The sequence below is a fragment of the Nonomuraea sp. NPDC046570 genome (assembly GCF_040645915.1).
Taxonomy (GTDB): domain Bacteria; phylum Actinomycetota; class Actinomycetes; order Streptosporangiales; family Streptosporangiaceae; genus Nonomuraea.
The window spans coordinates 63,252-77,070 of the sequence record NZ_JBEYZF010000017.1 but is presented as its reverse complement, the minus strand read 5'-3'; the positions used below and the strand labels follow the sequence as shown (position 1 = coordinate 77,070).

Annotated in this window: 14 protein-coding genes; 12 read left to right on the top strand and 2 right to left on the bottom strand. The window is 72.4% G+C overall.

Annotation, left to right across the window (positions count from 1 at the left end):
• Positions 1-8: 8 nt before the first annotated feature.
• Positions 9-476, top strand: a complete 468-nt coding sequence (locus ABZ911_RS25500) for a DUF1990 domain-containing protein (RefSeq protein WP_358060639.1) — start codon at positions 9-11, stop codon at positions 474-476.
• A gap of 183 nt (positions 477-659) precedes the next feature.
• Complete coding sequence (locus ABZ911_RS25495) at positions 660-1,454, top strand: alpha/beta hydrolase (protein ID WP_358060637.1); 795 nt, start codon at positions 660-662, stop codon at positions 1,452-1,454.
• A 72-nt stretch (positions 1,455-1,526) separates the two neighbouring features.
• Here ABZ911_RS25495 and ABZ911_RS25490 read toward each other — a convergent pair whose 3' ends face one another.
• Positions 1,527-2,333, bottom strand: a complete 807-nt coding sequence (locus ABZ911_RS25490; protein ID WP_358060636.1) for an LLM class flavin-dependent oxidoreductase — start codon at positions 2,331-2,333, stop codon at positions 1,527-1,529.
• Positions 2,334-2,689: 356 nt separating this feature from the next.
• Between ABZ911_RS25490 and ABZ911_RS25485 the strand changes: the two genes are divergently transcribed.
• The 10 genes from ABZ911_RS25485 (at position 2,690) to ABZ911_RS25440 (ending at position 12,483) form a co-directional block, all read left to right on the top strand.
• Positions 2,690-4,135 carry an aldehyde dehydrogenase family protein gene (locus ABZ911_RS25485; RefSeq protein ID WP_358060633.1) on the top strand — a complete coding sequence of 482 codons (1,446 nt, stop codon included), beginning with the start codon at positions 2,690-2,692 and terminating at the stop codon, positions 4,133-4,135.
• 29 nt (positions 4,136-4,164) lie between these two features.
• A complete protein-coding gene (gene solA, locus ABZ911_RS25480; RefSeq protein WP_358060630.1) occupies positions 4,165-5,307 on the top strand; it encodes an N-methyl-L-tryptophan oxidase in 1,143 nt (380 codons plus the stop codon).
• A 25-nt stretch (positions 5,308-5,332) separates the two neighbouring features.
• Positions 5,333-6,151: an ABC transporter substrate-binding protein gene (locus tag ABZ911_RS25475; protein WP_358060627.1), complete on the top strand. Its 819-nt coding sequence runs from the start codon at positions 5,333-5,335 to the stop codon at positions 6,149-6,151.
• A 2-nt stretch (positions 6,152-6,153) separates the two neighbouring features.
• Complete coding sequence (locus tag ABZ911_RS25470) at positions 6,154-6,927, top strand: amino acid ABC transporter permease (protein WP_358060624.1); 774 nt, start codon at positions 6,154-6,156, stop codon at positions 6,925-6,927.
• 1 nt (position 6,928) lies between these two features.
• On the top strand, positions 6,929-7,651 hold the full coding sequence (locus ABZ911_RS25465) for an amino acid ABC transporter ATP-binding protein (protein WP_358060621.1): 723 nt from the start codon (positions 6,929-6,931) through the stop codon (positions 7,649-7,651).
• On the top strand, positions 7,651-8,853 hold the full coding sequence (locus ABZ911_RS25460; protein WP_358060618.1) for a hypothetical protein: 1,203 nt from the start codon (positions 7,651-7,653) through the stop codon (positions 8,851-8,853). Before ABZ911_RS25465 ends, ABZ911_RS25460 begins: the two co-directional genes overlap by 1 nt.
• On the top strand, positions 8,850-9,890 hold the full coding sequence (pdxA, locus tag ABZ911_RS25455) for a 4-hydroxythreonine-4-phosphate dehydrogenase PdxA (RefSeq protein ID WP_358060615.1): 1,041 nt from the start codon (positions 8,850-8,852) through the stop codon (positions 9,888-9,890). Before ABZ911_RS25460 ends, pdxA begins: the two co-directional genes overlap by 4 nt.
• A complete protein-coding gene (locus tag ABZ911_RS25450; RefSeq protein ID WP_358060612.1) occupies positions 9,887-10,651 on the top strand; it encodes a DeoR/GlpR family DNA-binding transcription regulator in 765 nt (254 codons plus the stop codon). The genes pdxA and ABZ911_RS25450 overlap by 4 nt, the downstream gene beginning before the upstream one ends.
• 94 nt (positions 10,652-10,745) lie before the next feature.
• The gene (locus ABZ911_RS25445) at positions 10,746-11,459 is read left to right on the top strand and encodes a helix-turn-helix domain-containing protein (protein ID WP_358060609.1); all 714 of its coding nucleotides are present in this window, start codon (positions 10,746-10,748) and stop codon (positions 11,457-11,459) included.
• Complete coding sequence (locus tag ABZ911_RS25440; RefSeq protein ID WP_358060606.1) at positions 11,452-12,483, top strand: VOC family protein; 1,032 nt, start codon at positions 11,452-11,454, stop codon at positions 12,481-12,483. Before ABZ911_RS25445 ends, ABZ911_RS25440 begins: the two co-directional genes overlap by 8 nt.
• On the opposite strand, the gene ABZ911_RS25435 is transcribed toward ABZ911_RS25440, so the two are convergent.
• On the bottom strand, positions 12,463-13,734 hold the full coding sequence (locus ABZ911_RS25435) for an alpha/beta hydrolase (RefSeq protein ID WP_358060603.1): 1,272 nt from the start codon (positions 13,732-13,734) through the stop codon (positions 12,463-12,465). The genes ABZ911_RS25440 and ABZ911_RS25435 overlap by 21 nt on opposite strands.
• Positions 13,735-13,819: the final 85 nt, after the last annotated feature.

The following is a 13,819-nucleotide window of genomic DNA, read 5'->3' as shown; positions in this document are numbered from 1 at the left end:
GAGAACCCGTGGATCTCACCTACGCCGACGTCGGCGCCACCCAGCACGCGGTCCTGCCCCGCGGCTACCGCCACCTGCGGTACGAGCGGGTGCTGTCGGTCCCCTACGAACGGGCGGTCGAGACGCTGATGACCTGGCAGGCGCACCGGCGCACCGGCCTGTCCCCCCGCCCGACGGCGCCGCGCGCGGCCGCGGGCGTGGAGGTGGTGTGCCGCCTCGGCCCGTTCCGCGAGCCGTGCCGGGTGGTGTGGGCGCTCGAAACCCCCGACCGGACCGGCTTCGGGTACGGCACGCTCCCCGGCCACCCGTTCACCGGCGAGGAGAGCTTCGTCCTGGAACGGGTGGGCGACCGCGTCACGTTCACCATCACCGTCTTCAGCCGCCCCGCCCGCTGGTACACCCGCCTGTCCGGCCCCCTCCCCGGTCTCGCCCAACGCCTCTTCGTCCGCCTGTACGGACGCGCCGTGAATTCCTGAGGCACCGCGTCCTGAGGCACAGCGCCACAAGGTGGCTTGCGCGGCTGCCCGGGGCAGGATCAGAGGCATGAAGGCTGATACGCGGACGAGGCGATCAGGGCTTCGATCACTTGCGTCGCCAACGGTCAGGATGATCAGGGATCCCGGTGACCACCTGGTGATCGGGACGGCGGTGACCGCCGCATGGCGCGGGCGGTCGAGGTGATCAGGGCGGTGATGGCCGTTCTGGTGGTGGTCGTGGTGCTGCTGGCCCTGCTCTGGGTGTTCCAGCGGCGGCTGATCTATCTGCCCGACACCGCCGAGGTCCCGCCCGCCGCGTCCGTGCTGCCGGGCGCGCGCGACCTCACGCTCACCACCGCCGACGGGCTGCGCCTGGGCGCCTGGTACCTGCCCGGCGGCGGCAGGGACGTGACCGTGCTGGTCGCGGGCGGCAACGCGGGCAACAGGGCGGACCGCGCTCCGCTGGCCGCCGCGCTGGCCCGCGAGGGCTTCTCGGTGCTGCTGATGGACTACCGCGGCTACGGCGGCAATCCCGGCAGCCCGACCGAGAAGGGCCTGCTGCTCGACGCGCTGGCGGCCCGCGAGTCGATCCACGGCAGGGTGGTCTACTTCGGCGAGAGCCTGGGCGCCGCCGTCGTCACCGCCCTGTCCCTTACGCGACCGCCCGACGCCCTGCTGCTCCGCTCCCCCTTCACCTCGCTGGCGGACGCCGGCCGGCACGCCTACCCGTTCCTGCCGGTACGCCAGCTGCTCCGCGACCGCTTCCCCCTGGCCGACCAGCTCGCCTCCGTCCGCGTGCCGACGACCATCGTGTACGGCGCCGCCGACTCGATCGTCCCTCCCGCCCAGAGCCGCGAAGTGGCCACCTCGGCGGGCGGCCCGGTCACCGTGGTGGAGGTACCGGGCGCGGACCACAACGACCAGGCGCTCCTCGACGGCCACCGACTGATCGCCGCCGTCACCGCCCTGTCACCATGACCAGCCGCCCCAGGGCAGGCCACAACCTGATCGTCATCGCCGCGGCCTCCGGCGGCCGAGCTTCCTGACCTGTCAGGTACCCGCGAGCAGCCGTACGACCGGAGCGAACTCCTCGATGAACGCGGCGTTGACCGAGATGTAGGAGATGCCGAGCTTGTCCCTGCGCCTGGTCAGCGTCTCGGCCATCTCCTCGGCGGTGCCGGTGAGGATGCCCGTCCCGCCCTGGGCGATGATCTTCCGGGGGTCGCCGCCGAGCTGGGCGGCCAGCCAGGCGGGCGGCTCGTCGCCGACGGCGGCCAGGTTCAGGGCCAGTTCCAGCTCGTCGAAGCGGTCGCCGGCCAGCTCGTACAGCTCGTCGAGTCTGGCGGCCAGCTCGTTCTCGGTGGTCTGCGCGGGTACGCCGAGGGCCACGGTGTCGGCCTTGGCGGCGGCGAGGCGCAGCAGCTTCGGCCCGGCGGCGGCGACCAGGACCGGCACGCCCTCGACCGCGTCGATCGTCTCGGCCACCCGCCTGATCCGCTGGTCGGGCGTGCCGAAGTCGACGCCGAGCCGCGCGCAGTCGGCCTCCGAGCCCGGCCGGCCCGCGCCGATCCCCAGCTCGAAGCGCCCACCGGACAGCGCGCGCAGCGCCGCCACCTCCCACGCGACCGCCCCCGGCGTCCGGTACGGCGCGCTGAGCACGTACGTCCCCACCCGCAGGGTGGTGGTGGCGGTCGCGGCTGCGGCCAGCGCGGGGAAGGGCGCGAAGGTGCCGAGGGTGTCGGGGACGAGCAGCGTGGCGTAGCCGAGTTCCTCTGCCCTGCGGGCCAGCCCCGCCCACGCCTGGGCGCTGGGCGCGAAGCCCGCGACGGTGCCGAATCTGAACGGACGGGTGATCATCAGGTCTCCTCGTGGTGGTCGCCGCTTCCCACCCTCCCGCCCGCGCACCCTCAGGTCATCGCCCTGGAGGACGTACCCGGCCTACCGCCCCCGGCGCATCGCCCGCCCGCCGCCTACTCCCCCGGAGGTACCGACCCTGCCGCCGGGGCCCGAGCCTCCGGCGGCGCCGCCCGCCGCACACCGCGGCGAGGGCTGACGCGTGTCTCACCATGTGAGAAGTCGCATCTATTGCGTAAGTTGTGCAGGGGTAAAGGCTTGACGCGCAAAATGCGCATACCTACAGTGTGTACAACCCGTTCACCTGGTGTTTCCCCAGGTGAACGCTGCGATGAGAATCCTCCCCCGAAGGGTGCGCTGTGCCTTCCTACGAGAACTCCCCGTTCATCGATGGCGCCTTCGTCTCAACATCCGGGACATCGATGCAGGTCATCAGCCCGGCCGACGCAACGGTCGTCGCCACCGTCGCCGCCGCCACCCGGGAGGATCTCGACTCGGCGCTGCGCGCTGCGCGACATGCGCAACGAGCGTGGTCGCGCACCTCCCTGCGCCACCGCATGGAGGTGATGCTGCGCGTCGCCACCCTGATCGAGCGCTCCGCGGAGGAACTGGCGAGGATCGTCGTCTCCGAGGTCGGCAAGCCGATCACCGAGGCCCGCGGCGAGGTGCAGGGCGCGATCCGCTACTTCACCTACTTCGCGCACCTGCTCGACGGCGTCACCGACGAGATCGTGCCGCGCACCGCCGAGAGCGAGGAGATCTGGATCCGCCGGGTCCCGCACGGCGTCGTCGGCGCGATCATCCCCTGGAACTACCCCGCCGCGCTCACCGCCCGCAAGGTCGCCCCCGCCATCGCCGCGGGCAACGCCGTGGTGCTCAAGCCGCACGAGCAGACCCCGCTGTCCAGCCTGTACCTGGCCGCGCTGTTCGCCGAGGCGGGCGTCCCCGACGGCCTCGTCAACGTCGTCCCCGGCGCGGGCCCCGACATCGGCCAGGCCCTGGTCACCCACCCCGAGACCGACCTGGTCACGATGACCGGCAGCGTACGGGCGGGCCGCTCGATCCTGCGTGACGCCGCCGAGCGGATCACCCCCGTCTCCCTGGAGCTCGGCGGCAAGGCCCCGCTGATCGTGCTGGCCGACGCCGATGTCGCCGCCGCCGCCAAGGCCGCGGTCGAGTCCCGGTTCGCCAACGCCGGGCAGGTGTGCATCTCCGCCGAGCGCGTCTACGTGCACGAGAGCCGGCACGCCGAGTTCGTGGACGCCCTGCGCGCCGAGGTGGCCGGCCTGCGCGTCGGCGACCCGATGGACCCCGCCACCCGCCTCGGCCCCAAGGTCACCGAGGCCGAGCGGGACAAGGTCGAGGCCATGCTCGCCGCGGCCCTCGAATCCGGCGCCGAACTGCTCGCGGGCGGCGGACGCCCCGAAGGCGAGGGTTTCGCGCGCGGCTGGTGGATGAACCCCGCCGTGCTCGGCTCGGTCACCGACGACATGCCCATCATGCGCCAGGAGATCTTCGGCCCGGTCATGCCGCTCACCTCCTTCACCGACACCGCCGACGTCGTACGGCGCGCCAACGACTCCGAGTACGGCCTGTCCGCCTACCTCTTCACCAACGATTTCCGCCAGGTCATGCGCCTGGTCGACGACCTGCGCTTCGGCGAGGTCTACGTCAACAGGATCGGCCCCGAGGACGTGGCCGGATACCACTCCGGGTTCCGGCGCAGCGGCCTCGGCGGCGACGACGGACGCCACGGCCTCGACTTCTACTGGCAGCGCCAGACCGTCTACGTCAACTGGGCCTGACCTCCCCCTTCCCCCTAAGGACACGTGACATGACCGTTTTCGACGCCGACGTCATCGTCGTCGGCCTGGGCGCCTGGGGCTCCTCCGCGCTGTGGCGGCTGGCCGAGCGCGGGGTGAACGCCATCGGCATCGAGCGCTACGGCCTCGGCCACGAGTACGGCTCCTCGCACGGCGCCACCCGCCTGTTCCGCCTGGCCTGCCTGGAGCACCCCGGCCTGGTCCCGGTCGCCAGGCGCGCCGGCGAGCTCTGGCGCGAGCTGGAGCGGCGCACCGGCGAGGAGCTCCTCCGCATCACCGGCGGCATCATGATCGGCCCGCCGGACGGCCGTACGGTGGCCGGCACGCTCGCCGCCGCCCGCGCGCACGACCTGCCCGTCGAGGAGCTCGACGCCGCCGCGCTGCGCGCCCGCTTCCCGCAGCACGCCGGTGTGCCCGACGACTTCGTCGGCGTGTGGGACCCGAACGCCGGCGCCGTCCGCCCCGAGCTGGGCGTCAACGCCGCCTGCCGGGCCGCCGTCGCCGCCGGGGCGCGCGTCTACGCCGACACCCGGGTGAGCGGCGTCGAGCTGATCGACGGCGGCGCGGTGGTCACCACCCCCGCCCGCGTCTTCCGGGCCAGGCAGGTCGTCGTCACCGCCGGTCCGTGGCTCGGCAAGCTCGTCCCCGACCTGCCGCTGGACGTCCGGCGCACGCCGATGATGTGGTTCTCGGCCAAGGAGGACCCGGAGGCGTTCGCCATCGACCGCTTCCCCGTCTTCATCCGGCACCTGGACGACGACACCTCGATCTGGGGCCACGGCTCGGTCTACGGCCACGAGGTGAAGGTGGGCCTGGAGGACGCGGGCGACCACTTCGCCTCCACCGATCCCGACGAGTGCGACCGGGGCATCACCCCGCGCGACCACGGCACGCTGTCGCGGGTGTTGCGCACCGCCGTACCCGGGCTCGACCCGGCGCCGGCGCGGGCCATCGCCTGCATGATCACCAACTCGCCCGACGCGCAGTTCATGATCGGGCGCCCCCGCCGGGACCCGCGGCTGATCGTCGGCGGTGGCTGCACCGGGCACGGGTTCAAGCACGCCACCGCCGTCGGCGAGGCCATCGCGCAGTTGGCCGTCGGCGAGGAGACCTTCTGCGACCTGTCCTTCACCGACCCCAACCGGTTCCTCTGATCCGTCCCCCTGTCTGGAGGATGCCATGAAGGCATTCACGTTCCCCCGCCTGATGACCGCCCTCGTCGCGGGCGTCCTGGCCACCTCGCTGACCGCCTGCGGCGGCGGCTCCACCGACGCGGCGCCGAACACCGACGGCACGCTCTCCGCGGGCGTGCTGCGGGTGGCCACCCTCGGTGACGCCAAGCCGTACGCCTACACCGAGAACGGCACCTACAAGGGCTTCGACGTCGAACTGCTCCAGGCCATGGCGAAGAAGCTGAACCTGAAGACGGAGTTCGTCACCCAGGACTTCTCCGGCATGCTCGCCTCGATCAACAACAAGCAGTTCGACGTCGGCGCCTCCTCGATCGCGATCACCGAGGAGCGCAAGAAGACAGTCGTCTTCAGCGACCCGTACTACATCGGCTACATCAGCGTGATGACCAAGAAGGACGCGGGCATCGCCGACGAGGCCGGTCTGAAGGGCAAGCGGCTCGGCCTGGTGCAGGGCACCATCCAGGAGCGGTACGCCCAGCAGAACCTCCCGGACACCGACATCGTCCGCTTCCCGGACAACAACGCCGGCTACTCGGCGCTGCAGAGCGGCACCATCGACGCGCAGTTCCTCGACCTGCCCGTGGCCCAGGACTACGCCGCCAAGAACGACAAGATGAGCATCCCGGTGGAGATCCCCACCAGCGACCAGCCCGCCGGCTTCGCCGTCCGCAAGGACAACGCGGCGCTGCGGGGCAAGCTGAACACCGCGCTCAAGCAGGTCGTCGACGACGGCACCTGGCTGAAGCTCTACCAGCAGTACATGCCGACGCTGCCGGTGCCCGACCAGTTCAAGCCCAAGGGCTGAGCATGGACTCGCTCGACGCGGTGATCAGCAACTTCTTCGACGGCGAGTCCATGCTCAGCGTCCTGCCGGACATGCTGGCGTACGGGCTGTGGAACACGCTGCTGCTCGCGCTCGCCGCCAGTGTGCTCGGCACGGTCCTCGGCATGGTGCTCGCGCTGATGGGGATCTCCCGCAAGCGCTGGATCCGGGTGCCCGCCAAGGTGTACACCGACGTCTTCCGCGGGCTGCCGGCGATCCTCACGATCCTGCTGATCGGCCAGGGACTTGCCCCGTTCGGGCGGGAGTTCTTCGGCAACTCGCCGTACCCGCTCGGCATCCTGGCCCTGGGCCTGGTCTCCGCCGCGTACATCGGTGAGATCTTCCGCTCGGGCATCCAGAGTGTGGAGAAGGGGCAGACCGAGGCGGCCCGCGCGCTCGGCATGAGCCACGGCCGGGCGATGCGCCTGGTCGTGGTGCCGCAGGGCATCCGCAGGGTGCTGCCGGCGATGGTCAACCAGTTCATCTCCGTGGTCAAGGACTCCAGCCTGGTGTACTTCCTGGGCCTGCTGACCACCGAGCGCGAGCTGTTCCGCATCGGCCAGGACCAGGCGGTCTCCACCGGCAACCTGTCCCCGCTGGTGGCGGCCGGCCTGCTGTACCTGCTCATCACCGTGCCGCTGACCTACCTGGTCAACTACATCGACCGGCGGCTGCGCACCGGGCGCAAGGTGCCCGTCGCCGCCGACGAGCCGCAGGCGCCCGTCGAGCCGGTCGCGCTCGCGACGGGAGGAAAGTGACATGACCAGCCTGGAAGTGCGCGACCTGCGCAAGTCCTTCGGCGAGCTGGAGGTGCTGCGCGCGGCCTCGCTGTCCGTCGCGCAGGGACAGGCCACCTGCCTGATCGGCCCGTCCGGCTCCGGCAAGTCCACCCTGCTGCGCTGCGTCAACCGGCTGGAGGAGCCCTCCGGCGGCGACATCCTGCTGGGCGGGGAGAGCGTGCTGCGCTCCGACCCCGACCGGCTGCGCCAGCGGATCGGGATGGTGTTCCAGCACTTCAACCTGTTCCCGCACCGCACCGTGCTGGACAACATCATCCTGCCGCTGCGCAAGGTGCGCGGCCTGGCCAGGGACCGCGCGGCCGAGATCGCCCGGCAGCGGCTGGAGGAGGTGGGGCTCGCGGACAAGGCCGCCTACCGGCCCGCCAACCTCTCCGGCGGCCAGCAGCAGCGCGTGGCCATCGCCCGCGCGCTGGCCATGGAGCCGGAGGTGATGCTCTTCGACGAGGCGACCAGCGCCCTCGACCCCGAGCTGGTCAAGGGCATCCTCGCGCTGATGGCCGACCTCGCCACCTCCGGCATGACGATGGTGGTCGTCACCCACGAGATGGGCTTCGCCCGGCAGGTGGCCGACCAGGTCGTCTTCATGGACAGGGGCTCGGTCGTGGAGGCCGGCGCGCCCGACCAGATCTTCGACGACCCGGCCTCGCCGCGGCTCAAGCAGTTCCTCTCCCAGGTGCTGTGATGTCCCGTTCCCTGATCGTGCTGGCCGACGACCTGACCGGCGCGGGCGACGCCGCCGCCCCGTTCGCGGCGCTCGGCTGGCCGGTCACGGTCCGGCTGGCCGCCCCGTCCGGCCCCGCCCTGGCGGGCCCGCCGGCCGGGGTGCTCGTGGTGGACCTGGACTGCCGCCACCGCCCGGTCCCCCTTCCCCCGGTACGGCCGGGCGACCGGCTCCTGGTGAAGGTCGACTCCCTGGCCAGGGGCCGCTCCGCCGAGCTGGTCGTGGCGCTCGCCGCCCACCTGGGTGTTCCCGTCCTGTGCTGCCCCGCCTGGCCGGACGCGGGCCGTACCGTGCGGGACGGGTGGATCGTGGAGGACGGCGCGCCGGTGGCCGACTGGGCGGCGGCGCTGACCGCCGCCGGGGCGAAGGTGCGGCGGGTACCCGCGGCGGAGGCCCGCGCGGCGCTCGCCGGGGCCGGTCCCGGCGAGGTCGTGCTGGCCGACGCCGCCGACGAATACGATCTGCGGCTGGTCCTGCCCCCCGAGACCGGGCGCGACCGCCTCACCTCCGGGGCCGGAGGAGCCGTCCTCCTGGCGGGAGCCGCCGGTCTGGCAGCCGCCATCGCGACCGCCTGGGGCCCTCACCCGGCGTGGGCGGAGGGCGCAGGCGGTCCCGGCCCGGACGGTGCGGCGCGGGGGCCGGTTCCCCCCGTGGCCAGGGGGCCGGTGCTGACCGTGGCGGCCAGCCTGCATCCGCGGACCAGGCGGCAGCTCGCCGAGCTGGGTGAGCTGCCCGGTGTCGTCACGCTGGAGATCGACCCCGGCGACCCGTCCGCCACCGTCCGCCACGCCCGCGAGGCGCTGGCCGACGGCCTGGACGTGGCGGTCGCCACCCCGCCCGCCGTCGTCGAGGACCCCGGCGTGGGCGGGCGGCTGGTGGGCCCGCTCGGCGCGCTGGTGCCGCTGGCGGGGACCACGGTCGCGACCGGCGGAGTCTGCGCGCGAGCCCTGCTCGACGGCGCGGGGGTGACCGAGCTGCGCGATCCGTGGCCGGTCGGCACCGGGCTGACCGCCTACCGCTCCGGCGAGAACAACATGATCATTACCAAACCCGGGTCGCTCGGCGACGACGCGTGCCTGGCACGCGTCGTCCGGACGGCCCGGCTCGGCCCGCCGCCACATGGCGAGGCCCGAGCCGACTCGAAAGGAACCCTCAGGGCATGACGGCGACCAGCGTAGAGACGACGGGCGTGCCGTCCTCCAACAGCGTCCGGCCGTTGGTGGCGGTGACCATGGGCGACCCCGCGGGCATCGGCCCGGAAGTGATCGTGAAGACCGCGGCCCGGCTGGGGTCGGGCGGTCCCGTCCGCATGGTGATCCTGGGCGACGCCGAGCGGCTCAGGGACGCGGCCCGGCGCTGCGGCCTGGTGCTGGACGTCGTCGTGGTCGACGATGTCGAGGACGAGACCCCGGCGGGGTCGCTGGCCTGCCTGCAGGTGGACCGGGTGCCCGGCGACCTGCCGTACGGGGTGATCGACGCCGAGGCGGGGCGGCTGGCTTACGAGTACATCGCGCGGGCCGCCGAGCTGGCGGTGGCCGGGCGGGTCGACGCCATCTGCACGGCACCCATCAACAAGGAGGCCCTGCACGCGGCCGGGTACCGGTACCCGGGGCACACCGAGCTGCTCGCGCACCTCACCGGCACCGACGAGGTGTCGATGATGCTGACCACCGCGAACCTGCGGGTCATCCACGTGACCACGCACATCGGCCTGCTCGACGCCGTCGCCCGCATCGAGCCCGGCCTGGTGGTCAGGACGGTACGGCGCGGCGACGCCGCCCTGCGCGCGGCCGGCGTCGAGCGCCCGCGCATCGCGGTCTGCGGCATCAACCCGCACGCCGGCGAGAACGGCCTGTTCGGCTACGGCGAGGAGGAGCACAAGATCGCCCCGGCGATCGAGACGCTGCTCGCCGAAGGCGTGGACGTCCAGGGCCCGCTGCCCGCCGACTCCGCCTTCTTCCTGGCCGTCCGCGGCGACTTCGACATCGTCGTCGCCATGTACCACGATCAGGGCCACGGTCCGATCAAGGTGCTGGGACTGACCGACGGCGTCAACATCACCGTGGGGCTTCCCGTCATCCGCACTTCGGTGGATCATGGGACGGCTTTCGACATCGCGGGAACGGGCGTGGCAGACGAGATGAGCTTCATAGCGGCACTGGACTCGGCGGCCGACCTGGCCAACCGGAGAGAACGTTGACCACCCAGTCACGCCGCGACACCATCGTCGAGATGGTACGGCTCGGCGAAGTGAGCGTCGCCGAGCTGGCCAGGACGTTCGAGGTCACCGAGTCGACCGTCCGCAGGGATCTGGCCAGGCTGGCCGGCGAGCAGCGGATCGTGCGGACGTTCTCCGGCGCGACCGGCCGGCCCGAGGCCGAGGCCGAGGCGCCGACCAGCGTCCGGGCGCAGACCGCGCGGCAGGCCAAGCACCGCATCGCCACGCACGCCCGGACGATGATCCCGCCGAGCGCCTGGGTGTACCTCGACGCGGGCACCACCTGCGCCGGTCTGGCCCAGCGGCTCGTGGACGCCGAGGACGTCACCGTCGTCACGCCGAGCCTGCTGGTGGTCAGGGCGCTGGCCAAGGCGCCGAGGGTGACGGTCCTGGCGACGGGCGGCCGGTTGCGGCCGATCTCCGAGGCGTTCGTCGGCCGCGAGGCGGAGCGGCTGCTGCAGCACGTGTCCATCGACACCGCCTTCTTCAGTGCCGACGCCGTCCATCCGGCCCGCGGCATATTGGAAGTGGACACGGATCAGATCGCCCTGAAGGAGGCGGTGGTCCGGGCGGCGCGGCGGGTGGTGGTGCTGGCCGACGCGTCCAAGATCATCGACCATGTTCCGGCCGGATACTGGCTGCCCTGGCCCCGCGAATGCGAAATCGTGGTGGACGCCGCCGCCGCGCAGCACCAGCTCGACGCCCTGCGCGCCACCGGCCCAACCGTCACCCTGCTCACCTGACCTTCCCTCTCGCGCCAGCCGTTGGGACTCTGCTTGACTGATGACTGGTGACCAAAGTGCTATTCTGGTCACCAGTCATTGGATGGAGGGCATCGTGAGCGAGACTCGGCGTTCCGACCTGGACGACCGCGCCGACCGGATCCTCGACACCGCCAAGGACCTGCTGCTGCGCTGGGGGTATCGGCGGGTGACGATCGACGAGATCGCCAAGCGGGCCGGTGTCGGCAAGGGCACGGTGTACCTGCACTGGCGGACCCGTGAGCAGCTGTTCTTCGCGGTCGGGGCGCGGGAGGCGGCCGCGATGATCGACGCGGTGGCGGCCGCGATGCGGGCCGATCCCGCCGAGATCGCGCTGCACAGGTACATGCGCCGCTTCTTCGTCGAGACGATGCGGCGGCCGGTGCTGCGCGCCCTCTTCACCAGGGACGCCGAAACGCTGGACAAGTTCCTCTCCAGCCCGGCGAGGCAACCCCTGCAGAGCGCCAAACTCCTCGCCTCTCGCGAGTACCTGGGCGTCCTCGCCGACCACGGCCTGCTGCGCGTGGGCCTGCGTCCCGAGGACCTGGACTACCCGCTGCCCACCGTGGTGCTCGGCTTCTTCGCCATGGAGCCCCTGCTGCCCCCGGAGACCGAGCTCACGCTGGAGGAGAAGGCCGACCACCTGGCCGACACCCTGCGCAGGACGTTCGAGCCGGGGGCGGTGCCGTCCGCGGCGGAGTTCGCGGGGGCCGCGGACAACGTGATCAAGATTTTCGAGCGGCTCGCCCGCGACTACCGGGACGCGGCCTATGGAGGCACCGATGGATGACATCACCGGCCTGCACCACGTGGGGCATGTCGTGCGGGACATGGAACAGGCGATGGAGCGCTACCGCCGGCTGGGCTTCACGCTGCCGCCCCCGGCGTACCCCACCATGCCGCGGGCCGCGGGCGGCGAGCCCGAACCGTTCGGCACCGGGAACACCCACGCGTATTTCCCGCGCAACTTCGTCGAGCTGGTGACCGTCGTCGACGAGGACGGCACCGGCCGGATCCCCGCCGACGCCGAGCTGATCGAGCTCCGCGTCCCCGACGACAAGCTGCCCGGACTCGTGGCGGCCGTCCAGGGCACCGCCGCGAACCTGGCCGCCTGCCTTCGGCGTTTCGAGGGGCTGCACATCCTGATGTTCGACGCGTCCGACATCGAGGGCGCGGCCGTACGGCTGGACGCAGGCGGCGCCGGTCACGGCGGCGTGCACGTCGTCCAGCGGCCGGTCGAGACCGAGGACGGGACGCGGCTGGAGACCGTCCGCTACCTGGAGATCGACACGCCGGGGATGCCGCGCGGCCGCGTACCGGAGGGCAGGGTGGGCCTCGCCCAGAACCCCGCGCCCGCAGAGACGCGGCACCCGGGACCGGATCGTGGCACCACCCTCCAGACGCATCCCAACGGGGCCGTCGACCTGGTCGAGTGCGTGCTCTGCGTCGCGGACGCCGACCTGCCCGACGTGGAACGGCGCTACGCCGAGTACCTCGCCCGCCCGGCCCGGCCCGACGGACAGGCGCGGGCGTTCGACCTCGACGACGGACGGATCACCCTCGTCGCCTCCTCCCATCTGCCCGGCGTCCTGCCCGGCGAGCAGGCACCGCCCTTGCCCGCGTTCGTCGCCTACGCCGTGGCGGTACGCGACCTCGCCGCGACCGAACGGTTCCTGCGCGGGGCCGGGCTCCCGGTCGCCACGACGACCTCGGGAGACACCTTCGTACCGGCCGCCGCGGCGGCCGGTGTGGCGATCATCTTCCGGCAGGCGGGTCCCGGGTTCTCCGAGCGCTCATCGGGGCGGGTCGGCTGAGGTGTGGGCGGGCAGGGGAAGGGGCTGGTCGGTCAGGAAGGCCCGTAGGAGGCGGGTGTAGGCGTCGGGCTGGTCGCCCGCGATGGCGTGACCCGCGCCCGCGATGGGCACCAGGGTGGAGTTGGGGAGCGTGCGCCGGTACTCGTAGGCGCCTTCCCAGGGGACGAAGTCGCACGAGCCGCGCATGATCAGTGCCGGTACCCGGATGCGGCGCAGCTCAGGGCGGGGGTCGGGCACCTGGCGGAAGTCGGCGGCGGTGATCTGGTTGACGTAGAAGCCCTGGCGGTTGTGGTGGGGCTCTCGTGCGGGCATGCCTGGGCACGAGCCGGTGTCGCGGCCCACCAGCGCGAGCTCGTGGAAGCGCTCGTCGGCCTCGCGATCACTCATCAGGGCGTGCGCGGCGTTGGGGTTGACGCCCAGCAGGAGGGACATGGTGATCATCCGCGGCGAGCCGACGAGCTCGTCGTAGCGTCGTTGCTGCTCGGCGGTGAGGCGCTGCGAGAGATCGCCGTCGGGTCGGGAGCCGGGCCACAGCGCCCCGGGCGAGGTGAAGATCACCTTGAGGACGCGCTCGGGATGCGCCGCGAGGTACTGGGCGGCGAGCGAGCCGCCCCAGGACTGGCCGACGATGACGAGCTTGTCCGCGCCGATGGTACGGCGGATCGCCTCAAGATCGGCGACGTGCCGGGCGACCGTGTAGCCGGTGACGTCCGACAGCCGGGTGGAACGGCCCGCGCCGAGTTGGTCGTAGGAGTACACGTCGAAACCCGCGGCGGCCAGGGCCTCGCCGCTGACCGGGATGCCCTCGCCGGGAGTGCCGGGGCCGCCGTGCAGGAAGATCACCGGTGTGGGGCGGGGCTCGCCGGTGGCGGCGGCGTGGACGTAGGCGATGCGGGAGCCGGTCGGCAGATCCCAGTATCGAACGCCCGCGGGAGCCGGGATGGCTTGGGGGATCGGGCCTGGCCACAGGACTGTGACGGATGCGAGCACGGCTATGACGGCCGTCCAGCCGATCGCGGCCAGCATCGCGACCTTGCGAGCGCCGCGCGCGCCGAGCAGGGTGAACGTCGGCCAGCTGAGCAGGAAGGCTGTACCGGCCATCGCCACCAGCCCGGCGGCCGCGAGGACAGGGATAGCCGGGCTGGCGACTGCGGTGACGAGGAAGGCGGCGGCACCGGCGAACGACGCCACGACCATCGCGGTGAGCAGAAGAACGCCGCCGACCAGGCGGCGGGTGAGGGTGCGTGCCATGAAGTTCACGCTAGAAGCGGCAAATCGCCCTCTCCTGCGCCTTCAGGACGGTCTTGGACCTCGTGGAGCCGCGCCGTCCGGCGGA

Bases quoted from the DNA above. Each gene is read 5' to 3' on its own strand.
- ABZ911_RS25495 (WP_358060637.1), top strand. From the start codon at position 660: ATGGCGCGGGCGGTCGAGGTGATCAGGGCGGTGATGGCCGTTCTGGTG.
- ABZ911_RS25490 (WP_358060636.1), bottom strand. From the start codon at position 2,333: ATGATCACCCGTCCGTTCAGATTCGGCACCGTCGCGGGCTTCGCGCCC.
- solA (WP_358060630.1), top strand. From the start codon at position 4,165: ATGACCGTTTTCGACGCCGACGTCATCGTCGTCGGCCTGGGCGCCTGG.
- ABZ911_RS25475 (WP_358060627.1), top strand. From the start codon at position 5,333: ATGAAGGCATTCACGTTCCCCCGCCTGATGACCGCCCTCGTCGCGGGC.
- ABZ911_RS25470 (WP_358060624.1), top strand. From the start codon at position 6,154: ATGGACTCGCTCGACGCGGTGATCAGCAACTTCTTCGACGGCGAGTCC.
- ABZ911_RS25465 (WP_358060621.1), top strand. From the start codon at position 6,929: ATGACCAGCCTGGAAGTGCGCGACCTGCGCAAGTCCTTCGGCGAGCTG.
- ABZ911_RS25460 (WP_358060618.1), top strand. From the start codon at position 7,651: ATGTCCCGTTCCCTGATCGTGCTGGCCGACGACCTGACCGGCGCGGGC.
- pdxA (WP_358060615.1), top strand. From the start codon at position 8,850: ATGACGGCGACCAGCGTAGAGACGACGGGCGTGCCGTCCTCCAACAGC.
- ABZ911_RS25440 (WP_358060606.1), top strand. From the start codon at position 11,452: ATGGATGACATCACCGGCCTGCACCACGTGGGGCATGTCGTGCGGGAC.
- ABZ911_RS25435 (WP_358060603.1), bottom strand. From the start codon at position 13,734: ATGGCACGCACCCTCACCCGCCGCCTGGTCGGCGGCGTTCTTCTGCTC.